The 24,596-nt window shown below is 54.6% G+C and carries 19 protein-coding genes and 1 tRNA gene; 7 read left to right on the top strand and 13 right to left on the bottom strand.

Annotated features, from left to right (window positions below; all coding sequences use genetic code 11):
• From OKF39_RS01300 to OKF39_RS01310, 3 genes are all read right to left on the bottom strand, one after another.
• Positions 1-843, bottom strand: a complete 843-nt coding sequence (locus OKF39_RS01300; protein ID WP_127334657.1) for a hypothetical protein — start codon at positions 841-843, stop codon at positions 1-3.
• On the bottom strand, positions 843-2,537 hold the full coding sequence (locus OKF39_RS01305) for an ORC-CDC6 family AAA ATPase (protein WP_049000298.1): 1,695 nt from the start codon (positions 2,535-2,537) through the stop codon (positions 843-845). The genes OKF39_RS01300 and OKF39_RS01305 overlap by 1 nt, the downstream gene beginning before the upstream one ends.
• 217 nt (positions 2,538-2,754) lie before the next feature.
• A tRNA-Sec gene (locus OKF39_RS01310) sits at positions 2,755-2,849 on the bottom strand.
• Positions 2,850-3,138: 289 nt separating this feature from the next.
• Between OKF39_RS01310 and OKF39_RS01315 the strand changes: the two genes are divergently transcribed.
• From OKF39_RS01315 to OKF39_RS01325, 3 genes are all read left to right on the top strand, one after another.
• Positions 3,139-4,530, top strand: coding sequence for a glycoside-pentoside-hexuronide family transporter (locus OKF39_RS01315; RefSeq protein ID WP_150145118.1), 1,392 nt, complete (start codon positions 3,139-3,141; stop codon positions 4,528-4,530).
• A 12-nt stretch (positions 4,531-4,542) separates the two neighbouring features.
• Positions 4,543-6,861, top strand: a complete 2,319-nt coding sequence (gene yicI / locus OKF39_RS01320; protein ID WP_479983414.1) for an alpha-xylosidase — start codon at positions 4,543-4,545, stop codon at positions 6,859-6,861.
• A 167-nt stretch (positions 6,862-7,028) separates the two neighbouring features.
• Positions 7,029-8,204, top strand: a complete 1,176-nt coding sequence (locus OKF39_RS01325; RefSeq protein ID WP_232929599.1) for an IS4 family transposase — start codon at positions 7,029-7,031, stop codon at positions 8,202-8,204.
• 55 nt (positions 8,205-8,259) lie between these two features.
• On the opposite strand, the gene OKF39_RS01330 is transcribed toward OKF39_RS01325, so the two are convergent.
• Positions 8,260-9,948, bottom strand: a complete 1,689-nt coding sequence (locus tag OKF39_RS01330) for an AsmA family protein (RefSeq protein ID WP_028015006.1) — start codon at positions 9,946-9,948, stop codon at positions 8,260-8,262.
• Positions 9,949-10,067: 119 nt separating this feature from the next.
• Positions 10,068-11,459, bottom strand: a complete 1,392-nt coding sequence (gene xanP, locus OKF39_RS01335) for a xanthine/proton symporter XanP (RefSeq protein WP_232949120.1) — start codon at positions 11,457-11,459, stop codon at positions 10,068-10,070.
• A gap of 225 nt (positions 11,460-11,684) precedes the next feature.
• Between xanP and gltS the strand changes: the two genes are divergently transcribed.
• Complete coding sequence (gene gltS, locus OKF39_RS01340) at positions 11,685-12,887, top strand: sodium/glutamate symporter (RefSeq protein WP_047366905.1); 1,203 nt, start codon at positions 11,685-11,687, stop codon at positions 12,885-12,887.
• Positions 12,888-12,889: 2 nt separating this feature from the next.
• Here the strand turns inward: gltS and recG are convergent, their stop codons facing one another.
• Genes recG through gmk form a run of 5 tightly spaced genes read right to left on the bottom strand, consistent with a single transcriptional unit; the run spans position 12,890 to position 18,756 of the window.
• Entirely contained in the window at positions 12,890-14,971 is a 2,082-nt protein-coding gene (recG, locus tag OKF39_RS01345) for an ATP-dependent DNA helicase RecG (RefSeq protein ID WP_069733363.1), read from the bottom strand.
• A 3-nt stretch (positions 14,972-14,974) separates the two neighbouring features.
• Positions 14,975-15,664 carry a tRNA (guanosine(18)-2'-O)-methyltransferase TrmH gene (gene trmH / locus OKF39_RS01350; RefSeq protein ID WP_028015010.1) on the bottom strand — a complete coding sequence of 230 codons (690 nt, stop codon included), beginning with the start codon at positions 15,662-15,664 and terminating at the stop codon, positions 14,975-14,977.
• A 4-nt stretch (positions 15,665-15,668) separates the two neighbouring features.
• On the bottom strand, positions 15,669-17,783 hold the full coding sequence (spoT, locus tag OKF39_RS01355; RefSeq protein WP_028015011.1) for a bifunctional GTP diphosphokinase/guanosine-3',5'-bis pyrophosphate 3'-pyrophosphohydrolase: 2,115 nt from the start codon (positions 17,781-17,783) through the stop codon (positions 15,669-15,671).
• Positions 17,784-17,802: 19 nt separating this feature from the next.
• Positions 17,803-18,078: a DNA-directed RNA polymerase subunit omega gene (rpoZ, locus tag OKF39_RS01360; protein ID WP_000135058.1), complete on the bottom strand. Its 276-nt coding sequence runs from the start codon at positions 18,076-18,078 to the stop codon at positions 17,803-17,805.
• 54 nt (positions 18,079-18,132) lie between these two features.
• Positions 18,133-18,756 (bottom strand): guanylate kinase, encoded by a 624-nt coding sequence (gene gmk, locus OKF39_RS01365; RefSeq protein WP_010426438.1) that lies wholly within the window; start codon positions 18,754-18,756, stop codon positions 18,133-18,135.
• A gap of 251 nt (positions 18,757-19,007) precedes the next feature.
• Between gmk and ligB the strand changes: the two genes are divergently transcribed.
• Positions 19,008-20,678 carry an NAD-dependent DNA ligase LigB gene (gene ligB, locus OKF39_RS01370; RefSeq protein ID WP_479983415.1) on the top strand — a complete coding sequence of 557 codons (1,671 nt, stop codon included), beginning with the start codon at positions 19,008-19,010 and terminating at the stop codon, positions 20,676-20,678.
• 2 nt (positions 20,679-20,680) lie between these two features.
• On the opposite strand, the gene OKF39_RS01375 is transcribed toward ligB, so the two are convergent.
• Positions 20,681-21,298 (bottom strand): trimeric intracellular cation channel family protein, encoded by a 618-nt coding sequence (locus OKF39_RS01375; protein WP_023334014.1) that lies wholly within the window; start codon positions 21,296-21,298, stop codon positions 20,681-20,683.
• Between the two features lie 206 nt (positions 21,299-21,504).
• Entirely contained in the window at positions 21,505-22,368 is an 864-nt protein-coding gene (locus tag OKF39_RS01380; protein ID WP_008502687.1) for a YicC/YloC family endoribonuclease, read from the bottom strand.
• Between the two features lie 125 nt (positions 22,369-22,493).
• On the opposite strand from OKF39_RS01380, the gene rph reads away from it, so the two are divergent.
• Complete coding sequence (gene rph, locus OKF39_RS01385) at positions 22,494-23,210, top strand: ribonuclease PH (RefSeq protein WP_010426431.1); 717 nt, start codon at positions 22,494-22,496, stop codon at positions 23,208-23,210.
• 68 nt (positions 23,211-23,278) lie between these two features.
• Positions 23,279-23,920, top strand: coding sequence for an orotate phosphoribosyltransferase (pyrE, locus tag OKF39_RS01390; RefSeq protein ID WP_041911672.1), 642 nt, complete (start codon positions 23,279-23,281; stop codon positions 23,918-23,920).
• A 41-nt stretch (positions 23,921-23,961) separates the two neighbouring features.
• Here the strand turns inward: pyrE and slmA are convergent, their stop codons facing one another.
• Positions 23,962-24,558, bottom strand: coding sequence for a nucleoid occlusion factor SlmA (gene slmA / locus OKF39_RS01395; protein WP_028015015.1), 597 nt, complete (start codon positions 24,556-24,558; stop codon positions 23,962-23,964).
• Positions 24,559-24,596 lie beyond the last annotated feature (38 nt).

The following is a 24,596-nucleotide window of genomic DNA, read 5'->3' on the forward strand; positions in this document are numbered from 1 at the left end:
TCAAGCTAAACCGTATTCAGATTTAATCATATTTTTACATTTCATAAGTGTTAATTTTGAAGGTATAGTGCCATGCCCAGAATCGATGGAGGAGTAAAATATTGTCCATATCTTTTTAAAGTTAATGTGTTCATCAGTAATACTCCATGAAGGAAATGTTCTCCAATCAATTGCCCAGCGATGGCTTATTTTTTCGAATAAAAAGGTATTTATTGTAGTAACTAAATTATTACATACAGCCATTATATCCTGTAGTTCTGAATATCCAATGGTTATATAGCTCTTATCTTTTGAACTATTTAACCCTAGTTTTATTGCGTTTTTACCTGCAATTATTCTACTTGAATGAACGATCCCATGCCTTAGTTCACATATTTTATCAAATTCTTCGAATATTTTTACAAATTGTGGGATTTTTAATTCAATTCCAATGTAATTTCTTGCAGATTTAAAAATCATATCAGAATCAGCAAATGATAAATGTTCGAAGGCACCTCGAGCTATATCCCCTACAGGGTGCCAAATTACAGAGCCAAGATTTATAGGTGAACTGGCAGATGTTTTTTGAGCGCATGGGCAAATACTTATTATTTCTGAGAATATTTCTCTAAAGTAATTCTCGGTTGATGAGAATATACCTAGACTTAGATAAGAACCTAACCAATCACATGTTAAGAAATCTTGCGGTGCGAATTTTGAAATAATGTCTTTTGTTTCAGTGTAGAACACATCTATTGGAGCTGGGTAAGGTTTCACTTTGCTATTAATACAAGTGGAAAGTAAAGTGGAAGTATGCGTTCCCGTTGTTTGATTAACTGAGCGTCTCCAGTTATTAATAGTCATTACGCAATAACCTCTTCAGCATAAGATTTTATACGTTGACACCAGTGAGGCCCAATCATTGCCACGCTTTGCAATTCACTATTGTCATGATCCATCAGAATATCTTTGACAGTGCGAATATTGCTATATCGCTTAATATTTTCGGCTCTGGCTTTGGTAATTGGAAGAACATTTATATCTTGATTTATTATATTCTCAAATACAGACGCTTCTTTTAGGACCGCGCCACAATTGGAACAGAATTTAGCATTCTCTGATACCCTTGGCGTTTTACAAATACTACAAGGGGGTAGTGAAAGACTGACTGATTTTAATATATCTATATCGCCAAGAATAGATTCTACAGTATGGCGAGGATATGTTCTGGCATCTCTGGAGGAAAATGCTTCACAGTAATTTTCTTTATTTATAGATCTTTTGCTGAAAAAAACATTTCTATCAATAATTGCAGAGCAATGTAATTCATATAATTGATAGACACCTTTATCCCCCCTATTACTCTGGCTGACTAAAGATATTAATCCTGCATATTGGAAAAAGCCAAAAATCTTCTCCAATTCTGAAGCGATAGGTTTTTTTATTGCAATGATAGAACTCTGCTTCATTGGGTCATTGCTGAAATTCTTATTATATTCTTTTAATATAACAAGCATTTTCTCATAAACTCTATCACCTAAATCTATGAAGCTAGAATACATCGGAAGTTTGAATTTTAAGGATTCATATATATTATACGTCGACTTAAATGCTTCTTTTATTTCCTTGACAACTTTCTGAACGGTGAAGTTTGTAATATCTAATTCATCAGTGCCATTTTTTTGTTCAATACAAAATTTAGAAATTACATTTAAAAGCGTTCTTGGAATGCCATATGATGAATAGCAAAGAAGATTAATAAGATTCATATCTGCAGAAAGTTTGCTATAAAACTCTTCATTGAATCTATTTTTTAGTATTGAATGCATGAAGTCTATATATTTATCAGCATTTGGTTTCATCCATACATCAATTTCTTCAGCATCATGTCCAATATGAAATGTTGAAGAGTAATTAGTTACTCCAGGATAAACTGCAGCCTTTGGTGAAATGTTTTTCCTTCTTATTTGTCTAAATAGCTCAAAAAAATCCTGTTGTTGTTGGCTGGAAAAAGCATGCGCTGCATCATCTAATAAAAGTACGCAGCGTATTTTCTTTAATGCAACTAAACATTGTTCTATTTTTTCAACAACACTTTCAACTGTAAGCATGTCATCATCATTTAATTTATCAACCCTTCCCATTTCGAGCATGCTTAAGTTTCTGATAATATCTGATTTATTATAAAAATTATCTATTTTCTTTTCTTGTTTGATGGCTGTTACTGCCGTTAATATTCCTTCTGCAATTTTATACAACATCCATTGGTTAAACCAATACTGCGCACTACTATCATTTTTATAAAGAGGTTCTAATTTTAAGGACGATTTGTAATTAACATATACTCCTAAAGTGTTTTTACTTTTTAAAGCTATAAAGTAAGTTTTTAGCATAAGAGTTGTTTTACCACAGCCCCTGGGACCAACGATTAATTTTGCGCCTCCGTGACTTAATTTTTTAATAATCATATCTTCATCGATATGAGTAGTTGTCCATTTTTCAAATGAATCTTTAGGAATATATTCTGCTTGTTCTGTGAAAACATCTAATTCTTGCATTTTCAACTCCATATGTATGGAATGTTATGAATGTACTTAAATTACCAGCCTTTATGATAAAACATCATGGCACTAAGTTGCTCAAGATGTAAACCCTTTTAATAACTATTAAAACTCGAACGTAACATTTTGGATAATTAATAGGACGTGTTGACAATACTGGTTACAATCTTAGCTTCGGAATCTTGCAAAGGGCGGGAATGATTAAAAATCATTTTGGCGGAAGATCACAGGAGTCGAACCTGCCCGGGAACGCTGGCGCCCCCAACTGGATTTGAAATCCAGCCACCTCACCGGAGATGACGATCTTCCGCGCCTGCATTGCTACATGGAGGCGGGGCGCATTATAGCTACTTTCAGGCATTTACCACATACCCCACACCACTTTTTTCACCTCTCTTTTGACCTGTACCCCCCTGTTTCAGCTAATTCCTAAGAAAATCCTCAGGTTAGCCTTTTGTGCTCTCCAACATTTATCGCGATCACAAAAAACAAGAAACGTAATCTGCTAACCAGAAAACGCAATACCCGCCGTTGAAACAATGGTTTAAAACCAATGCAACCGGTCTCAGCGCCCCCTACAGCGTGAAGGATAAAAAAGATGAGCGAAGTATTGTCAGTAAAAGAGAAGATTGGCTATGGCATGGGTGACGCCGCCAGCCACATCATTTTTGATAACGTCATGCTTTATATGATGTTTTTCTACACCGATATTTTCGGCATTCCCGCTGGGTTTGTCGGCACCATGTTCCTGCTGGCCCGCGCGCTGGATGCGATCTCTGACCCGTGCATGGGGCTGATTGCCGACCGCACCCGCAGTCGCTGGGGCAAGTTCCGCCCGTGGATTTTGTTCGGCGCCATCCCGTTCGGCATCGTCTGCGTGCTGGCCTACACCACACCGGACCTCAGTCTCAACGGCAAAATGGTTTATGCCGCCGTGACTTACACCCTGCTGACCCTGCTCTATACCGTGGTCAACATTCCGTACTGTGCGCTGGGCGGGGTAATCACCAGCGACCCGACGCAGCGTATCTCCCTTCAGTCCTGGCGCTTCGTGCTGGCGACGGCGGGTGGCATGCTCTCCACGGTGCTGATGATGCCGCTGGTGAAGCTGATTGGGGGCGAAGATAAGGCGTTCGGCTTCCAGGGCGGGATCGCCGTGCTGTCGGTGGTCGCGTTCCTGATGCTGGCATTCTGCTTCTTCACCACCAAAGAGCGCATCCAGGTGCCGCCGAGCACCACCTCCATGCGGGAAGACCTGCGCGATATCTGGCAAAACGACCAGTGGCGCATTGTCGGCGTGCTCACCATCCTCAACATTCTCGCCGTCTGCGTACGCGGCGGGGCGATGATGTACTACTGCACCTGGATCATGGGATCGCCGGAGGTGTTCGTCGCATTCCTCACCACCTACTGCGTCGGCAATCTGATCGGCTCCGCGCTGGCGAAACCGCTCACCGACTGGAAGTGCAAGGTCAGCATTTTCTGGTGGACCAACGCCGCGCTGGCGGTGGTCAGCGTGGCGATGTTCTTCGTCCCGATGCACGCCACCGTGCTGATGTTCGTCTTTATCTTCGTTATCGGCGTGCTGCACCAGCTGGTGACGCCAATCCAGTGGGTAATGATGTCCGATACCGTCGACTACGGCGAATGGACCAACGGCAAACGCCTGACCGGCATCAGCTTTGCGGGCACGCTGTTCGTGCTGAAGCTCGGCCTGGCGCTGGGCGGGGCGATGATCGGCTGGATGCTGGCAGGCGGCGGCTACGACGCGGCGGCCAAAACCCAGAACAGCGCGACCATCAGTATCATTATCGGCCTGTTTACGCTGGCGCCGGCGATCTGCTACGTGCTGAGCGCCATTATCGCCAAACGCTACTACACGCTGAAAACCCCCTTCCTGACCAAAATTCTGGGTGAGCTGGCGCAGGGCGCGCGCCGCAATCAGCAGGATTTTGAAAACCTGCCGGTCAGTAAAGAATTGCAGAACTAAGAGGATGAAAGCATGAAAATCAGTGATGGAAACTGGCTTATTCAACCGGGCCTGAACGTGACCTGTCCGGTTCAGGTGTTCGACGTGGAGCAGCAGGGCAATGACCTGGTGGTGTATGTTGCGCCGCGCGACGTGCGTGAGCGCACCTGGCAGCTCGACACGTTGATGTTCACGGTGCGCCTGTTTGCTCCACAGGAAGGGATTGTCGGGGTGCGCATCGAGCACTTCCAGGGCGCGCTGAACAACGGCCCGCACTATCCGCTGAACGTTCTGAAAGACGTGAAGGTCGAGATTGAAAACAACGCCGAATTTGCCGAGCTGAAAAGCGGCAGCGTCAGCGTGCGCGTCACCAAAGGCGAGTTCTGGGCGCTGGATTTCCTGCGCAACGGCCAGCGCATTACCGGCAGCCAGCTGAAAAACAACGGCTACGTGCAGGACAGCAATACCCACCGTAATTACGTTTTTGAGCGTCTGGATCTGGGCGTGGGGGAAACAGTCTACGGCCTGGGCGAGCGCTTTACCGCGCTGGTGCGCAACGGGCAGACGGTCGAAACCTGGAACCGCGACGGCGGCACCAGCACCGAGCAGTCCTACAAAAATATCCCGTTCTACCTGACCAACCGCGGCTACGGCGTGCTGGTGAATCACCCGGAAAACGTCTCGTTTGAAGTCGGCTCCGAGAAGGTCTCTAAAGTGCAGTTCAGCGTGGAAGGGGAATATCTCGAGTATTTCGTGATCGACGGCCCGACGCCAAAAGAGGTGCTGAACCGCTATACGCAGTTCACCGGGCGTCCGGCGCTGCCGCCTGCGTGGTCGTTCGGCCTGTGGCTGACCACGTCGTTCACCACCAACTACGATGAAGCGACGGTGAACAGCTTTATCGACGGCATGGCCGAGCGCGACCTGCCGCTGCACGTGTTCCACTTCGACTGCTTCTGGATGAAGGCCTTCCAGTGGTGCGACTTCGAGTGGGACCCGGTGACCTTCCCGGATCCGGAAGGGATGATCCGCCGCCTGAAAGAGAAAGGGCTGAAGGTCTGCGTGTGGATCAACCCGTATATCGGCCAGAAATCCCCGATTTTCCGCGAGCTGAAAGAGAAGGGCTATCTGCTCAAGCGTCCGGACGGCTCCCTGTGGCAGTGGGACAAATGGCAGCCGGGGCTGGCGATTTACGACTTCACCAATCCGGACGCGTGCCGGTGGTATGCCGACAAGCTGAAAGGCCTGGTGGATATCGGCGTTGACTGCTTCAAGACCGACTTCGGCGAGCGTATCCCGACGGACGTGCAGTGGTTCGACGGGGCCGATCCGCAGAAGATGCACAACCACTACGCCTACATTTATAACGAACTGGTGTGGAACGTGCTGAATGAGACCGTCGGCGAAGAGGAGGCGGTGCTGTTTGCCCGCTCGGCGTCCGTCGGGGCGCAACAGTTCCCGGTACACTGGGGCGGCGACTGCTACGCCAACTACGAGTCGATGGCGGAAAGCCTGCGCGGTGGGCTGTCGATTGGCCTGTCCGGCTTCGGGTTCTGGAGCCACGATATCGGCGGGTTCGAAAACACCGCTCCGGCGCACGTCTATAAACGCTGGTGCGCGTTCGGGCTGTTCTCCAGCCACAGCCGTCTGCACGGCAGCAAATCCTACCGCGTGCCGTGGGCGTACGATGACGAGTCCTGCGACGTGGTGCGCCACTTCACGCAGCTGAAGTGTCAGCTGATGCCGTACCTGTACCGTCAGGCGACGCTGGCCCGCGAGTTCGGCACGCCGATGCTGCGCGCGATGATGCTGGAGTTCCCGGACGATCCGGCGTGTGATTACCTCGACCGTCAATACATGCTGGGGGATGCCCTGATGGTCGCTCCGGTGTTCTCCGAGGCGGGGGACGTGCAGTTCTACCTGCCGGAAGGCCGCTGGACGCACCTGTGGCACAACGACGAAATCCATGGCAGCCGCTGGCATAAGCAGCAGCACGATTTTATGAGTCTGCCGGTCTACGTGCGCGACAACACGCTGCTGGCGCTGGGCAACAATAACCAGAAGCCGGACTACGCGTGGAACGAGGGGACGGCCTTCCAGCTGTTTAACCTGGAGGATGGCGCAGCGGCGGTGAGCGAAGTGCCTGCGGCGGAAGGTTCCGTGGCGTTTACGCTGAAGGCGTCACGTCGGGGCGACATTGTGACCTTTACCGGCGCGGGTGACGCGAAAAACTGGTCGGTGTGCTTGCGCAACGTGCAGAAGGTGAGTGGCGTGAAAGGCGGCTCGCACGCGGGCAGCGAGTGGGGTGTGGTGGTGAAAGCGGAGGGGGATGAGGTGGTGGTTCAGCTCTGAGGTGGAAAATGCCCGGTGGCGCTTCGCTTACCGGGCCTACGGTAATTCTGCGCTCTGATGTCCTCACCCTGACCCTCTCCCAAAGGGCTGAGGGTTCCCCAGAAAAATGAAAAGCACGATGAAGTGTGATCTACTGGTTGCGCTAACAAATCAGAAGAGACCTCATCGTGCCTTTACAGACAGTCTGCCAGAAATTTTTCTCCGCGTCTTTATCTGACATTCACAGCTTCCGGGTTAATGTCCTTGTTTCCATGGCCGTCGCGCTCACCCACGGCGCATCCCTGACCCTGACCAGCCTGGGGCGAACCCTTCCCGGCAGGGCGCACGTCAAAAATAAAATTAAACGTGTTGACCGTGCCCTGGGTAATGCCGCCCTTCACCGTGATATTCCCCGCATTCAGCACCTGCTCACACATACCATCACCTCCCTGATGCCCTTCTGCGTTATCGCTGTCGACTGGACCGGCTGGCATGACAGGAACTGGCATCTTCTGCGGGCAAGCCTGGTCTGTAATGGTCGTTCACTTCCGCTTATGAGTGAGGTTGTCCCCGCAGAGCTGGCGCAGAACAGTGATGTCCAGTGCCGCTTCCTTGACCGCCTGCATGCTGCCATCCCGAAAGATAAAGCCATTACCATCCTTACGGATGCCGGCTTTCGGACAGACTGGTTCCGGCATGTAAGTCAGCTGGGCTGGAGCTTCACTGGCAGAGTCAGGGGCTGTATCAGCTTCCGGCTGGACGGAGATAAAAAGTGGATGAAAATCAGCGAGCTTGAGGCTACCGGGCAACCGGTCTGCGTGGGTTACGGTGTCCTGTCCCGTAAACACCGTATCCCCTGTTACGGCCGGTTTTATCTGCACAAACGCCCGGAGGCAGGGCGTCGCGGAAAGGGAGGCATGCCAAAAACACAGCGGGAACACCGCAGCAGTGCGCGGGAGCCCTGGCTGCTGTTCAGTAATGCAGAAGGGCTGGAACCGCACCAGATAATGGCCCTGTACAGCCGACGAATGCAGATAGAACAAAACTTCCGGGACGACAAAAGCCCACGCTTCGGGTTCGGTCTGAGGCTGAGCCGGAGCCAGGGAAAAGGGCGACTGGAAGTGCTGAATATGGTCGCGGCGATGGCAAGTCTGGTGATGTGGCTGGCAGGTTACAGGGCAGAAAGGCAGTGTTTACACTGGCATTATCAGGCAAGCAGTATCAGGCACAGGCGGGTGCTGTCTTACCTGAGTCTGGCAGAAGAAGTGCTCCGGCATGAACCTGGAAAAGTGAGGCGGCTGAATATAGGTAACGAGATGAAAAAGCTGGGAAAAGAGTACAGTAATATGGTCATGGAGGCATGACCATATTACTGGGGATCCCTCAGCCCAAAGGGAGAGGGAACAAACATCAAAAACTTTATTGCACAGGCGTTGCAACCACGCCGCCCGTCATCGTCTGCTCTACCTGCTGCTTATCCATATTCACCGCGTTCAGCTTCCCATTTACCGTTGGCTTCAGCGGCGCACCGGCCTGCACGCTGCCGCTGGCGGTCACCTGAATATTGCCGTCGCCCGTAATCGGTAACGCAGGCCAGCCCCACTGCTGCAGCACGTTGAGCGGTACGCCGCGCCCGTTCAGGCTCACGGTGGTTTGCCGCTGTGGCAGCTGTGACACGGTGGCGGTCGCTTCCAGGATCCCTTTCTCTGTAAAGGCGCTCAGGTCGCTAATGTTCACCGTGGCGGCGTTGGCATTCAGCGCCAGCGACGGACGGCGCACGTCGACGCGGTTAAAGGTCGCCGCCGCGCCGTTTAATGTTGCGCTGCCGCCCCAGACGCCCCACTGGCGATCTTTCGCCAGCTGCAGGTTTGCGCCGTAGCCGTCCAGGGAGGTGATCTGCCACGGGAAGGCGGGATCGATGTCGATCACCAGGTTGCGGCTCAGGCCGAATTTTTGCAGCGTGACGCTGTTCAGCCATTCCGGCAGCGGCTCCATCCACAGCGTTTTCCAGTTTTCAGGAAGGGTGTACTCCAGCCCGGCGATGGCAACATCGTCCAGAACCAGCGCTTTACCGTCGCGCAGCCAGTTGCCGGACGTGCGCACCATACCGCCTTCCCAGCGGGAGGTGAACTGACGCAGCGCTATGCCCTGCGGGGAAAACTCCGCATTCAGGATCGGGTCAAACAGATGCAGCGAGCCGAAGATAAACTCGCTGGCGTTCATGGACAGGCGACCTTCCTGGCTCTGCCAGTCGCCTTTGCTGAGAGTCAGGTTGCGCAGGCTTAAGTCGAGATCGGTCACCGCCCAGTCCGGGCCCTGCAGGCGGGCATCGGTGACCTCCAGACGGCCAATTTGCAGGGAAGGGATGGTAGCCAGCGGCGCGAAGAATGCTTTCAGCGTTTTGTCGCTCTGCAGGCGGATCTCGTTCAGGCGCATGGTGTCGATTATCCAGCTTCCGTCAGCGTTACGCAGGGCGGAGCCGGTGAGCGAGCCACGGGCCATATCGGCACCAATGGTGTTCAGCACCACCTCCTTGCCGTTCAACTGGCCGTCGATTAGCACGTTGGTGGCTGGTACGCCGTTCAGGGTCAGCGAGCCGGCGCTCATCTGGATCTTCGCGTTTTTACCCAGCACGTTCCCGGCTTCTGGCTGCCATGGGCTGACGCCGCCCGTGACCTTCTGTGCGCTCAGATCCCATTCAGTATTCGGGCTGTTAAAGGCCATGTTGTTCAGCTGCAGACGATCGGCCTGGAAGGGCAGCGGCGCTGTTTGAGGCGAGAGATTCAGCGTGCCGTCGAACAGGGTGATAGTGCCCATGTGCAGCGGAGCAGTGATCTGACGGCTGCTCAGGCCAATATCGACTTTTTTGGCAACTAATGTGGCGGGTTTACCGTCCCGCCCAAAGGTGACATTTTCCAGAATGAGGTGGGAAGGCGATGAAAAGCGGTGATTCATCTTGTCGAAACTGAGTTCGTAGTCGGTATTCACCGTAATCCAGCTGCTGACCTGCGCCGCGCCCCAACGGGTCTGGAGCAAAATATAGAGCGCCAGCAGCACAATAAGCAGGGCTACCAGAAGATAGACGAGTAGCTTTCCAATAAATTTCATGGTCTTCCATCCCGCGAAACGAACATAAGGGAGTTATGCACGATTTATGCGCAATGCTCAAGGCGGGAATGGTGTAATTAGATGTCACGGCAGGCATTGACCGCCTGCCGTGAGGGAGATCAGTTCTTCTCAGGCGGGAAAACGAGGTTCAGCACGATAGCGGTGATACCGCCCGCGGCAATGCCGGAAGAGAGCAGGTTTTTAACCCAGTCCGGCGCAAACTGCAGGATCAGCGGCTGCTGGGAAACACCCAGACCAACGGCCAGCGACAGCGCGATAATCATGATCGCGCGACGGTTCAGCGGCTCGCGGGAGACGATACGCACGCCGGAGGCCGCGATAGTCCCAAACATCACCAGCGTTGCGCCGCCCAGCACCGGCTCAGGAATGTGCTGCACAAAGCCGCTCACCGCCGGGAACAGGCCGAGGACGATCAGCATCAGCGCCACCACGAAACCAACGTAGCGGCTGGCCACGCCGGTCAGCTGGATCACACCGTTGTTCTGGCCGAAGCAGGAGTTCGGGAAGGTGTTGAATACCGCAGAGACAAACGAGTTCAGGCCGTTCGCCAGCACGCCGCCTTTCAGACGCTTCATGTACAGCGGGCCGGAAACCGGCTGCTCAGAGACGTCGGAGGTAGCGGTGATATCACCGATGGTCTCCAGAGAAGTAATCATAAAGACCAGCATCAGCGGCAGGAGCAGACCCCAGTCTATGCCCAGGCCGTAATAAAGCGGCGTTGGGACGGTGATCAGCGCGTTGTTGGTCGGCGCGGTGTTCTCCGGCAGCATCCCCAGCGCCCACGCCAGCAGATAGCCCGCCGCCATGGCGATCACCAGCGAGGCCACGCGCAGGTAAGGGTTACGCTGACGGTTAAGCAAAATAATGATCGCCAGCACCACGCCCGCCAGCAGCAGGTTTTTCGGCGCGCCGAAGGTGTGGTCGCTCATTGCCGCGTAGCCGCCGCCGATGGAGGTGAGGCCCACCTGAATCAGCGACAGGCCGATAATCATCACCACCACGCCGGAAACCAGCGGGGTGATCACACGGCGAGCCAGGTGCAGAACGCGGGAGATGACCATCTCCGTGCAGCTTGCAAGCATCAGGGTGCCGAACAGCGCCGCCATCATGGTCGGAACATCCGCACCGCCGGTTTTCAGCGCCGTACCGCCCATGATCAGCGGCGCCACGAAGTTAAAGCTGGTGCCCTGAATCGACAGTAGCCCAGACCCCACCGGACCCCAGGCTTTAATTTGAATAATGGAGGCCACGCCGGAGGCGAACAGAGACATACTGATAATGTGCTGCGTGTCCTGCGCCGGTAAACCGAGTGCCTGGCAAATCAGCAGCGCCGGGGTGATCACCGCAACAAACATCGCCAGAAGATGCTGGCAGGCGGCAAAAATCGTCTGCGGCAGCGGCGGTCGGTCTTCAAGGCGGTAAATCAGTTCGCTATTTTGCTTCTGCGCAATCGGTTGCGCATCTGGCGATTCTATGGTGTTAACGGACATCGGCGACAATCCCACGGTGGAAAAGCGGGCATTTTATCTGACCACCTGGTAAAAGCAAACGATTGCCAGCAAAAAAAAGGAAGAAAATCTGCCGCTGTGAGCAGGTTTTTTACAACCTATCGGAAAAAAAAATTACACTTTTTGCGCCGGGGGCTCATGACGAGCGCAAACCGGCCCAGGATAACGCCGCGTGTGTATGGAATACGCGCATAACAGGAGCCTTTTATGATTCATCTCGATACGTTGTCGACCCTTGTTGCCGCAACGCTGGTTCTTCTGCTTGGTCGCAAGCTGGTCCACAGCGTTTCCTTTCTGAAAAAATACACTATTCCTGAACCTGTCGCCGGCGGTCTGCTGGTGGCGCTGGCCTTGCTGATACTGAAAAAAAGCATGGGCTGGGAAATTGATTTTGATATGTCCCTGAAAGACCCGCTGATGCTGGCTTTCTTTGCCACTATCGGCCTGAACGCCAACCTGGCGAGCCTGCGCTCGGGCGGTAAGGTGCTCGGCGTATTCCTGATTGTGGTGGTGGGGCTGCTGCTGATGCAGAACGCCATTGGCATCGGTATGGCAACGCTGCTGGGGCTGGATCCGCTGATGGGGCTGCTGGCGGGGTCGATTACCCTTTCGGGCGGTCACGGCACCGGCGCGGCGTGGAGCAAGCTGTTCATCGAACGCTACGGTTTTGAAAACGCGACGGAAGTGGCGATGGCCTGCGCGACCTTTGGCCTGGTACTGGGTGGCCTGATTGGCGGCCCGGTAGCGCGTTATCTGGTGAAGCACTCCACCACGCCGAATGGCAGACCGGACGATGAAATGGTGCCGACCGCGTTTGAAAAACCGGACGTTGGCCGCAGCATCACCTCGCTGGTGATGATTGAAACCATCGCGATGATTGCCATCTGCCTGACCGTGGGCAAAGTGGTTGCGCAATGGCTGGCGGGTACCGCGTTTGAACTGCCGACCTTTGTCTGCGTGCTGTTTATCGGGGTGATCCTGAGCAACGGTCTGGCGCTGATGGGCTTCTATCGCGTGTTTGAACGTGCGGTATCGGTGCTTGGCAACGTCTGTCTGTCGCTGTTCCTGGCGATGGCGCTGATGAGCCTTAAGCTGTGGGAGCTGGCCTCGCTGGCGCTGCCGATGGTGGCGATTCTGGCGGTGCAGGCGCTGTTTATGGCGCTGTATGCCATGTTCGTGACCTGGCGCATGATGGGGAAAAACTATGATGCGGCGGTGCTGGCGGCCGGTCACTGCGGGTTTGGTCTGGGGGCTACCCCAACGGCTATCGCCAACATGCAGGCGATCACCGAACGGTTCGGGCCATCGCATATGGCGTTTCTGGTGGTCCCGATGGTCGGCGCATTCTTCATTGATATCGTCAACGCGCTGGTGATCAAGCTGTACCTGATGCTGCCGATATTTGCCTGAGATCAGGCGTTGGAATACCGTTCGGTTTCCGGCATCCAGCGTTCAATTAACGCTGCCGCCTGTTCGGGGTAGCGTTCATGAATATGGCGCGCAAGGCGCTGAACTTCCGGGATCATGGCCTGATCGCGCAGTAAATCCGCCACTTTGAATTCAGCATTTCCCGTCTGGCGCGTGCCCAGTAGTTCGCCCGGGCCGCGTATCTCCAGATCTTTTTGCGCAATCACAAAACCGTCGTTGCTGTCGCGCAGCACCTGCAGTCGCATCTGGGCGGTTTTTGAAAGCGGTGCTTTGTAAAGCAGCACGCAGTGAGACGCTACCGCGCCGCGGCCAACGCGCCCACGCAGCTGGTGGAGCTGGGCAAGCCCCAGACGTTCCGGGTTTTCGATAATCATCAGGCTGGAGTTCGGGACGTCCACCCCCACTTCAATGACCGTCGTGGCGACCAGTAAATGCAGTTCACCCTGCTTAAACGACTGCATCACCGCCTGCTTTTCGGCTGGCTTCATGCGTCCGTGAACCAGGCCAACGTTCAGCTCGGGCAGTGCCAGCTTGAGCTCTTCCCACGTCGCTTCGGCGGCCTGGGCCTCCAGCAGTTCAGACTCTTCAATCAGGGTACAGACCCAGTAGGCCTGTCGCCCTTCATGGGTGCAGGCGTTGCGCACGCGGTCAATGATGTCGCTGCGGCGCGTATCCGGTATGGCGACCGTCGTCACCGGCGTTCGGCCCGGCGGCAGTTCGTCGATGGTAGAGGTATCCAGATCGGCGTAGGCGGTCATCGCCAGGGTACGCGGGATCGGCGTGGCGGTCATGATCAGCTGGTGCGGGTGGAAGCCCTGCTGCAGCCCTTTTTCCCACAGCGCCAGACGCTGATGCACGCCGAAGCGGTGCTGCTCGTCGATAATCACCAGCGCGAGGCCGTTAAACTGCACCTGCTCCTGAAAGATAGCGTGTGTGCCGACAATCATCTGCACCTGGCCGCTGGCGATGGATTCCTGCTGCGCAAGACGCGCTTTGCCTTTTTGCTTTCCGGCGAGCCAGCCCACCTCAATCCCGAGCGGTGCGAACCAGGCGCGGAAATTATTGGCGTGCTGCTCGGCCAGCAGCTCTGTCGGTGCCATCAGGGCGACCTGTTTGCCGTGGGCGATGGCGCGTAACGCGGCCAGGGCGGCAACCAGCGTTTTACCTGAACCTACGTCGCCCTGCACCAGGCGCATCATCGGCACGTCGAGCGCCATATCGCGCTCAATCTCGGCGGTGACGCGCGCCTGCGCGCCGGTGGGCTTAAAGGGCAGCGAGGCCAGCAGCTTATCTTTGAGCACATCATTCGGGCTTAACGGCTGAGCGTGGAAACGCTGCGCGCCGGCGCGCAACGCCAGCATGCTCAGGTTATGCGCCAGTAATTCCTCAAGGATAAGACGCCGTTGAGCGGGGTGTTTACCGCTTTCTAAATCGCTGAGCTGCAGCGTTGGCGGCGGGCGGTGCAGGGTGCGCAGCGCCTCGGGCAGGCTCATCATCCCCTGAGCCAGTTCTGGCGGCAGCAGTTCGGTAATGGCGCAGGTATCCAGCAGTTCCAGCGCCTGATCGGTGAGCTTACGCAGCGTCGCCTGCTTAACGCCTTCGGTCGTCGGGTAAACCGGGGTGAGCGTCTCCTGCAGTTCCGGCGTGCTGAGATCGCCCTGTACGCGGTACTCCGGGTGGATCATTTCTGCGCCGTATTTCCCGCGTTTAGCTTCGCCATAGGCCAGCACCCTACGGCCGGTCGCCAGGCTGTTCTTCATCGCCGCGCTGAAGTTGAAGAAACGCATGGTGAGGATGCCGGTGCCGTCGCTGATCTGACAGGTCATCATCCGGCGTCCGCCGAACGTGATATTGCAGTTCAGGACTTCGCCTTCAACGGTGGCGTAAATGGCGGGAAGCAGATCGCCAATCTTGTAGAGCTGAGTGCGGTCTTCGTAACGCAGGGGGAGGTGAAGCAGGAGATCCTGCACGGTGTGCAGGCCAATTTTTGCCAGCTTATTGCTTTGCGCCGCGCCCACGCCCGTCAGGCTGTTGAGCGGGATAGCATCCAGCAGGCGGCCTTTCATCGGTTACCCGGCGTACTGCATAGTGGCCCACCACTCGGCATCGGCTTCAATTTCGCCCTGCGCGTTGACGTGGGGGTAAGGCAATTTTTTCTGCTTCGCAACGCGAGCCAGCACCGGATAGCCACCTTCAAACAGCAGGCGCTGCTGTTCTTCTTCCGGCAGCATGCTGTTGCTGCGCTCGTACATCCCGGCGTTCTGACGCTGGCGCTGCGCTTCATACAGAATGAGCGCGGACGCCACGGAGACGTTAAGGGACTGGACCATGCCGATCATCGGAATGATGATGTCCCGATCCGCCAGATCCAGCGCTTCCTGGGAGATCCCGGTTTTCTCCTGACCCATCAAAATGCAGGTCGGGCGGGTATAGTCGATCTCGCGGAAATCCACGGCCTTATCGGACAGGTTTGTCGCCAAGATCTGCATCCCGCGTCCTTTCAGATGCGATACGGCATCGCCAATCGTCTGGTGAGATTTGACGGATACCCAGCTGTTACTGCCTGCCGCAGCAGAGACCATGGTTCGCATCCGGTGACCCGGCCAGACGGCGTGCACTTCATGCACGCCGACGGCATCTGCGGTACGGACGATGGCAGAGACGTTATGAGGTTTATGCACCTGCTCCATGCAGACCGTCAGGTCAGGCTGGCGTCTGGCGAGCATTTCGCAGATACGGGCATAACGTTGTGAATTCATAAACCTAGTTTCGGTTTCGGGTGACTTTAATCACGTCCGGCATGACGCGGATCTTGCGCATAATGTTCGCCAGATGCACGCGGTCGCGAGCGGTCAGACGAATAAAGGCGCTATAGACGCGGCCGTCTTTTTCTTCCGTATTCAGGCTCTGAATGTTGGACGAGGCCGTGTTGATGGCTGCCGTCAGGTTCGCCAGGGCACCCTGGTGGTTGAACATATCCACCTTAATTTCGGTGATAAATTCCTGCGCCGTCTCTTTATCCCACTCGACCGCCATAAACTTCTCGGCTTCTTTCTGGTAGCCGCGAATGTTACGACAGGATTCATGGTGGATAACCAGCCCTTTGCCCGGACTGACGTGCGCAATAATCGGGTCGCCAGGGATTGGACGGCAACATTTTGCGAAGGTGATCAGCACCCCGTCCGCGCCTTTGATCGGCAGATGAGCATGGCCGGATGCGCCTGGAGCAGATGGCGTCGCTTCGCCCTGCTGCAGGTTTTTCGCCACCACGACGCTCATCGCGTTACCCAGACCAATTTCCGCCAGCAGATCGTCCAGAGACGTGAGCTTCATACGGTCGAGTTCACGCTGAATATGCTCCGGTGGGATCTCAGCCAGCTTGCGGCTGCCGCCCAACGCGTGGTTGAGCAGACGACGCCCCAGGCTGACGGAGTCATCGCGCTTGAGGTTTTTCAACAGCTGACGAATTTTGGCACGCGCTTTGGAACTCACGACAAAGTTCAGCCAGGCCGCGTTCGGACGTGCACCCGGCGCGGTAATAATTTCTACCGTCTGTCCGCTGGAGAGCGGCTGAGACAGCGGGTAAGGCTGTCTGTCGACGCGCGCGCCCACGCAGGCGTGCCCGATATCGGTATGCACGGCGTAGGCGAAGTCGACCGGCGTTGCGCCCGCAGGCAGTTCGACAATGCGGCCTTCTGGGGTGAAAACGTAAATCTCATCCGGGAAGAGATCGGATTTAACGCTCTCGATAAATTCGAACGAGCTACCCGCACTCTGCTGAAGCTCCAGCAGGCTCTGCATCCAGCGCTGGGCGCGGATTTGCGCGGTGGTGCTGCTTTCGCCACCGTGCTCTTTGTAAGCCCAGTGCGCGGCTACACCCATCTCTGCCATCTGGTCCATGTCTTCGGTGCGGATCTGCACTTCAACAGGCACGCCGTGCGGACCGATCATCGAGGTATGCAAAGATTGATAGCCGTTCGCTTTCGGAATAGCGATGTAATCTTTCATGCGCCCCGGGCGCGGTTTATAGAGGCTGTGCATCTGCCCCAGCACGCGGTAGCAGGTGTCAGAGTCGTGGACGATTACGCGGAACGCGTAGATATCCATGATCGAGTGAAAACGCTGCTCTTTGAGCACCATTTTGCAGTAGATGGAGTAAAGATGTTTTTCGCGACCGCTGACGCGGCACGGGATTCCCGCTTCCTGCAAACGCCCTTCAATTTCAGAGAGGATCTTTTGAATCATCTCTTTACGGTTACCGCGTGCGGCTTTCACCACCTCTTTAATCACGCGATAGCGGTTCGGGTACAACGCTTCAAAGCCCAGCTCTTCCAGCTCGGTTTTGATGTGGTGGATACCTAAACGGTGCGCCAGCGGACTGTAAATTTCGAGGGTTTCACGGGCAATGCGGCGACGTTTATCCGGGCGAAGTGAGCCCAGCGTGCGCATGTTGTGGGTACGGTCAGCGAGTTTGATGAGAATGACGCGGATATCCTGCACCATCGCCATAATCATCTTGCGGAAGTTTTCGGCTTGCGCCTCTTTCTTGTCGCGGAATTTCAGCTTATCAAGCTTAGAGACCCCTTCCACCAGCTCGGCAACGCTTTTGCCAAACAGCTGTTCCATATCCTGGTAGGTGGCAGGGGTATCTTCGATCACGTCGTGCAGCAGGGCGGCCATCAGCGTTTCGTAGTCGAGTTTCATCTCGGCCAGAATACAGGCTACCGCAACCGGGTGCGTGATGTAGGGTTCACCGCTTGAACGTGTCTGGCCCTCGTGAGCGTCACGTGCAACGAGATACGCCTGCTGAAGACGCTTAATCTGGTCTTCAGGCAGGTAGGTTTGAATCAGTTGATTCAGGCTTTCAAACAGATACAAGGGCGACCCGCAGGTTTAATTAACGACGACCTTCAGCAATGGCGGTTACGGCCTGCAGTTCTGCGGCTTCCTGCTCTTGCTGCTCCTGGCGCTCACGCACGTCGAGGATCTGGTTGTTGATCAGACCTTCTTCGATTTCGCGAAGTGCAATAACGGTGGTTTTATCGTTTTCTTCCGGTACCAGCGGATCTTTACCGCCCACCTGCATCTGACGAGCGCGACGCGCGGCGACCAGCACCAGGTCAAAACGGTTACCAATTTTCTCTACAGCGTCCTGAACAGTTACGCGTGCCATACTTAAAATGCTCCACAGGTGAAGAAATGACTGGGCATGATACTGAAAGTGGGTTCAGTCTGCCAACAGTTTGGTGATTAATGCGTCATGTCGCTGCTTCTGGCGGCTCATACGCAGTCGTTCTGCGCGAAGAATGGTTTTGAGATCGCTCAGCGCGGCATCAAAATCATCATTCACAATAAGGTAATCATATTCCGCGTAATGGCTCATTTCTGCAACTGCCTGTTCCATACGCTTTGCGATGACTTCTTCACTGTCCTGACCGCGGCCACGCAGGCGGCGATCCAGCTCATCCTTCGACGGCGGTAAAATAAAGATACTGCGCGAGTCAGGCATTTTCTTGCGAATTTGCTGTGCGCCCTGCCAGTCGATGTCGAGGAACACATTCACGCCCGTCGCCAGAACCTGCTCAATGGTTTCACGCGAGGTGCCGTAGTAGTTACCAAACACTTCTGCGTGTTCAAGAAACGCATCTCTGCCGATCATCGCTCTGAACTCGTCGTGATCCACAAAGAAATAGTGTTCACCGTGCACTTCACCCGGACGCGGCGCTCGCGTGGTGTGAGAAACAGAAACCTGTGTGTCGTACAACGGTTGGGTTTTTAACAGTGCCTGAATAAGGCTGGATTTACCCGCGCCGCTAGGGGCAGAAACAATATAAAGCGTGCCTTGAGCCATGAGAGTCTTTTGTATGTGTTAACGAAGAAGTCCTACATACGGGCTTATTATACACGTCGCCGCTGTGTGACGTAGCCTTTGTCACACTTTTTCCCCTGGATTATTGAATTTTGCGTACCGTTTTCAGGTTTTACCTGCGGTTTGCAGCAATAAAAATTAACGCTGGATAGCGCCTCGCAACGTGAAAGGTTGCTATTAGCGTCGTTTCTCACGTCAGGTTATACCTCCTGCATTGCAAAGGAGGGATAGCGATGTGGCGATGGATAAGCGGGTTAATGCTGTTGTGGTGTGGTTATGGGGCGGCGGTGTGCCCGGTGTGGTTACAGGCAAAAGCCGAAAAAGAGATTGCATCATTAAGTGCACAAATCAAACGCTGGGATGAGGCTTACTGGAAGCTGGGGGTGAGCGAGGTCAGTGACGAAGTGTATGACCAGCTCAACGGCCGTTTAACCCAGTGGCAGCGCTGTTTCGGCAACGATTTTGCTGAGAGCGCCCTTCCTGCGCTGGAGGGAAACGTAAAACATCCTGTTGCCCATACGGGGGTACGTAAAGCAGCCAGCAAAGAAGCGCTGGGTCACTGGATGCACGGCCGGAAAAATCTCTGGATGCAGCCAAAAGTCGATGGCGTGGCGGTGACGCTGGTGTATCGCAACGGAAAGCTAGCGCGGGCCATCAGCCGTGGTAATGGGTTAAAAGGCGAGGACTGGACCGCCCGCGTGCGTTTGATCCCGTCCGTACCCAAGGAGGTATCCGGCGCGCTTGCAAACAGCGTCTTACAGGGGGAGCTTTTCTGGTTACGCGAAAACCACGTCCAGCGGCAGATGGGCGGAATGAATGCTCGCGCAAAAGTGGCGGGTGCGATGATGCGACAAAAGGACAACGCGCTTCTGAGCCAGACAGGAATATTTATCTGGGCCTGGCCGGATGGACCGAAGGGAATGGAAAACAGGCTTTCTGAGCTGTCCAGCGCAGGCTTTTCCCTGACGGCGCGCTATACGTTGCCCGTACAAGCGGTTGATGCTGTTGAAAAACAGCGTTTGGCCTGGCAAAACACGGCATTGCCCTTTGCCACGGATGGCATAGTGGTTCGGTCTGCGGAGCCACCTACAGGGGAGAGTTGGCTGCCCGGCGAAGGCAACTGGATTATCGCGTGGAAATATTCGCCTGCGGCACAGGTCGCTGAGGTCAGGAATATTCTTTTTTCCGTGGGGCGCACGGGCAAAATTTCTGTCGTGGCGGCACTTGAGTCTGTGCAGTTGGACGATAAACGGGTGCAGCGAGTGAGTCTCGGTTCGGTTGGGCGCTGGCAGAGGCTGGATATTGCCCCGGGCGATCAGATCCAGGTCAGCCTGGCAGGGCAGGGTATCCCCCGGTTTGATAAGGTGGTCTGGCGAGGGGCGGAAAGACAAAAACCTGAGCCTCCGGCCTCGCGTTATCACTCCCTGAGTTGCTTTTATGCCTCGCCGGAGTGTATGGAACAGTTCTTTGCCCGGCTGACGTGGCTCAGTTCAAAGCAGGTATTCAACATTGAAGGATTAGGTGAGTCAGGCTGGCGGACACTCTGGCAGGCGCATCATTTTGAACATCTCTTTTCGTGGCTGCTATTAACGCAGGAGCAGCTGCAGTCGACGCCGGGATTCTCTGCCGCACGCGGGCTGGCGCTCTGGCATCGCTTTAATCAGGTGCATGAGCAGCCTTTTATCCGCTGGATTATGGCGCTGGGTGTTCCGCTGCCACAGGCCTCGCTGAAGGCGTTGGAAGATGTGTCGTGGCAGAAGATGAGCGAACGCAGTGAAAAGGCCTGGCAGGCCTTGCCGGGTACGGGAGCGGAGAAGGCGCGGCAAATCGTTGCCTGGCTGCACGCGCCAGAGATCGATGTGCTGGTCAGGTGGCTTGCTCAGCAGCACATCAATGGGTTCTGAGATCAGTGGGCGCTGTGCTTATAGTGAAACACGGGCAATCCGAGCTTCAGACGCAGCGCCAGCATGCGGGCCGTAAAGCCAAACAGCAGCGTGGAGATGACCACCACGTCGTGGTTTGAAACGTAATGCTGCAGGGCAATGTAGAGCACCGCTGCGGCGAAGGAGATGCCGGCATACAGCTCTTTTTGGAAGACCAGAGGAATGCGTTTGCAGAACATATCGCGCAGCACGCCGCCGAAAACGCCCGTGACCACGGCGGCAATGGTAGCGATAACCGGACCTTCCCCCATATCGAGCGCGATTTGCGCGCCGATGATAGAAAAGACGATCAGCCCCAGCGCGTCAAGCACCAGGAACAGGCGGCGAAGGTGCGGCATAACGGGTGCCACGATGGTGGTTAATACGGCAGCCGTTGCGACGATAATCACATACTCAGGATGTTTCACCCAGCCGAGCGGGTAATGGCCAAGCAGGATATCGCGCACGGAACCGCCGCCCAGCGCGGTTGCAGTGGCAATAATGATCACGCCGAAGGTGTCCATCCGGCGACGCCCGGCGGCGAGAGCGCCAGTCATGGCTTCGGCGGTGATACCAATAAGATAAAGAATGTGAAGCAGCATATACCCTCCGGTGTGAACGCGGAAAGGTTAGCGATTTGTGCGCAAGATCACGATTGAGATTTTCTAAGGCGATTGGGTTTCACCTATAAAATTTAATCAATACATGTTGAATATCTTTGATTCTTGGCTGCTGAATTTGAAAAGAGACGGGAATTCGGATTAGAAATAATAATGGATGGCGTCAGCCGACGCCACCCAAAAAGCGATTACTCAATATTCTGGATCTGCTCGCGCATCTGCTCAATCAGAACCTTGAGTTCAATCGCTGAGTTGGTCACTTCAGCGTTGATAGACTTAGACGCCAAAGTGTTCGACTCGCGGTTGAACTCCTGCATCATAAAGTCCAGGCGGCGGCCTACAGCTTCCTTCTTCTTCAGGATGTTATAGGTCTCTTTCACGTGCGCTTCCAGACGATCCAGCTCTTCGGCAACATCGATACGCTGCGCCATCAGCACCAGCTCTTGTTCCAGACGGGTGTTTTCCAGCTGAACTTCCGCTTCTTCCAGCTTGGCGACCAGACGCTCGCGTTGCCATTGCAGCACTTCCGGCATGTGGGTGCGGACTTTGGCTACTTCAGCGCTGACGCCTTCAAGGCGCTGCTCAATCATCGCTTTCAGCGCCTGACCTTCGGTTTCGCGGGCAACGATAAAGTCATCCAGCGTGCCGTCGAGGGCTGCCAGAATTTCTGCGGCAATCGCGTCCAGATCCTGCTCGCCGGCGGCCATGACGCCAGGCCAGCGCAGAATATCAACGGGGTTGATTTCGCCTTCATCGCTCTGCATTTTGACCCAGTTCGCCGCATTCACGAGCTGTTTCGCCAGTTTTTCGTTGAGGATCAGCTCGCCCTGTGCGCTGGCATCTGGCTCAAAGCGCAGGTTGCATTCCACTTTCCCGCGGGTCAGACGCGTACGGATACGCTCGCGCACTACAGGTTCAAGGCTGCGGAACTGTTCCGGCATACGGAAATATGTTTCCAGATAGCGCTGGTTTACCGAACGCATTTCCCAGGTAGCGCTACCCCAGCTACCCTTGATTTCACGCCGGGCGTAGGCGGTCATACTGCGGATCATAGACATTCCCGTTTTTAAAGGAGAGATGGGGGGATTATAGCTTTCGGGGGCTTCTCAGGATAGGAATAAGCGTCCTTTATCCGTATAATGCGCAGCCACATTCGTTTCAAGCCGGAGAATCCATCATGCGTCCATCAGGTCGTAGCGCCAATCAGGTGCGTCCCGTCACCCTGACCCGTAACTATACAAAACACGCTGAAGGCTCCGTGCTGGTTGAGTTTGGTGACACTAAAGTGCTTTGCACCGCGTCCATCGAAGAGGGCGTTCCGCGCTTTCTGAAAGGTCAGGGCCAGGGCTGGATCACCGCAGAGTACGGCATGCTGCCGCGCGCGACCCATACCCGTAACGCCCGTGAAGCGGCAAAGGGTAAGCAGGGTGGACGTACCATGGAAATCCAGCGCCTGATCGCACGTGCGCTGCGCGCCGCCGTTGACCTGAAAATCCTCGGTGAATTCACTATTACCCTGGACTGCGACGTGATTCAGGCAGATGGCGGCACGCGTACCGCGTCCATTACCGGTGCCTGTGTGGCGCTGGCCGATGCCCTGAACAAGCTGGTTGCAGCCGGTAAGCTGAAAACCAACCCTATGAAAGGGATGGTCGCGGCGGTTTCTGTGGGGATCGTTAACGGTGAAGCGCTTTGCGATCTGGAATACGTTGAAGATTCTGCCGCCGAGACCGACATGAACGTGGTGATGACCGAAGATGGTCGCATCATTGAGGTGCAGGGGACGGCGGAAGGTGAGCCGTTCACCCATGAAGAACTTCTCTCCCTGCTGGCGTTGGCCCGAGGGGGAATCGAATCCATTGTAACGACGCAAAAAGCGGCGTTAGAAAATTGATTTTAAAGGCGACCAATGAGTCGCCTTTTTTTTGCCTGTAAGACAGAAAAAACCAAAGGAGCGAATCCATGAAATCGTATCAGCGCCAGTTTATTGAGTTTGCGATTAATAAACAGGTACTTAAGTTTGGCGAATTTACGCTGAAATCCGGGCGTAAGAGCCCGTATTTCTTCAACGCCGGGCTGTTTAATACCGGGCGCGATCTGGCACTGTTAGGCCGCTTCTATGCCGAAGCGCTGGTGGATTCCGGGATTGATTTCGACCTGCTGTTTGGCCCTGCGTACAAGGGCATTCCGATTGCAACCACCACGGCGGTGGCGTTGGCGGAGCACCATGACCGTGATGTGCCGTACTGCTTTAACCGCAAAGAGGCCAAAACCCACGGTGAAGGCGGTAATCTTGTGGGCAGCGCGCTGCAGGGCCGCGTGATGCTGGTCGACGACGTGATTACCGCAGGCACCGCGATCCGTGAATCTATGGAGATTATCCAGGCCAACGGTGCGACGCTGGCTGGCGTGCTGATTTCTCTTGATCGTCAGGAGCGTGGTCGCGGCGATATCTCTGCTATCCAGGAAGTAGAGCGTGATTACAGCTGCAAAGTGACCTCTATCATCACCCTGAAAGACCTGATTGCGTATCTGGAAGAGAAGCCAGAGATGGCGGATCACCTGGCGGCGGTGCGGGCGTATCGCGAAGAGTTTGGCGTGTAATTAAAATGCCCGGCGGCGCTACGCTTACCGGGCCTGCGGTGTTACTGCAGCTGCGCTGCCACTAACGGCCAGCGGGCGTCAAAATCGTCCGTTGGTCGGTATTTGAATTCGCTGCGCACAAAGCGGGAGAGCATGCCTTCACAAAACGCCAGAATCTGGCTTGCCAGCAATGTCTCATCCGTATTGTATCCTTCGCCTTCACGCATTTTCTTCTCGCGCAGCACCTGGCGCAGCTGCGCTTCAATACGCTCAAAAAGCTGATTGATGCGGCCCTGCAGCCTGTCCTGCTCAAACATCAGCGCGTGGCCGGTCAGGATACGGGTTAAACCCGGATTGCGCTCCCCAAAGCCCAGAATTAACAGCACAATCAGACGAAGACGCGCGGTGGTATCTTTTTCATCTTTCAGAATCAGGTTAATGCGCGTGATCAGACTGTCTTCAATAAACTCGATCAGGCTGTCGAACATTTTTGTTTTGCTGGGGAAATGACGATACAGCGCCGCCTCAGACACGCCCACAGAGGCGGCCAGTTTGGCGGTGGTGATGCGTTGACTGCCATCGCTGGATTCAAGCATCAGAGCCAGAGATTGAAGTATTTCTTCGCGACGATTCCTTTTCGCGGTTTGTTTTTCTGCCATGTTACAAAATACCCCTGAAAATAAGCACTTGCCAGGCT

This window comes from Enterobacter cloacae complex sp. HYC042_NIDB (genome assembly GCF_056673315.1).

What these genes read in the sequence shown, in the direction of transcription:
- slmA (WP_028015015.1), bottom strand. Translation starts at nt 24,558, where the DNA reads ATGGCAGAAAAACAAACCGCGAAAAGGAATCGTCGCGAAGAAATACTT.
- rph (WP_010426431.1), top strand. Translation starts at nt 22,494, where the DNA reads ATGCGTCCATCAGGTCGTAGCGCCAATCAGGTGCGTCCCGTCACCCTG.
- trmH (WP_028015010.1), bottom strand. Translation starts at nt 15,664, where the DNA reads ATGAATTCACAACGTTATGCCCGTATCTGCGAAATGCTCGCCAGACGC.
- gmk (WP_010426438.1), bottom strand. Translation starts at nt 18,756, where the DNA reads ATGGCTCAAGGCACGCTTTATATTGTTTCTGCCCCTAGCGGCGCGGGT.
- yicI (WP_479983414.1), top strand. Translation starts at nt 4,543, where the DNA reads ATGAAAATCAGTGATGGAAACTGGCTTATTCAACCGGGCCTGAACGTG.
- OKF39_RS01380 (WP_008502687.1), bottom strand. Translation starts at nt 22,368, where the DNA reads ATGATCCGCAGTATGACCGCCTACGCCCGGCGTGAAATCAAGGGTAGC.
- xanP (WP_232949120.1), bottom strand. Translation starts at nt 11,459, where the DNA reads ATGTCCGTTAACACCATAGAATCGCCAGATGCGCAACCGATTGCGCAG.
- OKF39_RS01305 (WP_049000298.1), bottom strand. Translation starts at nt 2,537, where the DNA reads ATGCAAGAATTAGATGTTTTCACAGAACAAGCAGAATATATTCCTAAA.
- ligB (WP_479983415.1), top strand. Translation starts at nt 19,008, where the DNA reads ATGTGGCGATGGATAAGCGGGTTAATGCTGTTGTGGTGTGGTTATGGG.
- recG (WP_069733363.1), bottom strand. Translation starts at nt 14,971, where the DNA reads ATGAAAGGCCGCCTGCTGGATGCTATCCCGCTCAACAGCCTGACGGGC.
- OKF39_RS01315 (WP_150145118.1), top strand. Translation starts at nt 3,139, where the DNA reads ATGAGCGAAGTATTGTCAGTAAAAGAGAAGATTGGCTATGGCATGGGT.
- OKF39_RS01330 (WP_028015006.1), bottom strand. Translation starts at nt 9,948, where the DNA reads ATGAAATTTATTGGAAAGCTACTCGTCTATCTTCTGGTAGCCCTGCTT.
- pyrE (WP_041911672.1), top strand. Translation starts at nt 23,279, where the DNA reads ATGAAATCGTATCAGCGCCAGTTTATTGAGTTTGCGATTAATAAACAG.
- OKF39_RS01375 (WP_023334014.1), bottom strand. Translation starts at nt 21,298, where the DNA reads ATGCTGCTTCACATTCTTTATCTTATTGGTATCACCGCCGAAGCCATG.
- OKF39_RS01300 (WP_127334657.1), bottom strand. Translation starts at nt 843, where the DNA reads ATGACTATTAATAACTGGAGACGCTCAGTTAATCAAACAACGGGAACG.
- rpoZ (WP_000135058.1), bottom strand. Translation starts at nt 18,078, where the DNA reads ATGGCACGCGTAACTGTTCAGGACGCTGTAGAGAAAATTGGTAACCGT.
- gltS (WP_047366905.1), top strand. Translation starts at nt 11,685, where the DNA reads ATGATTCATCTCGATACGTTGTCGACCCTTGTTGCCGCAACGCTGGTT.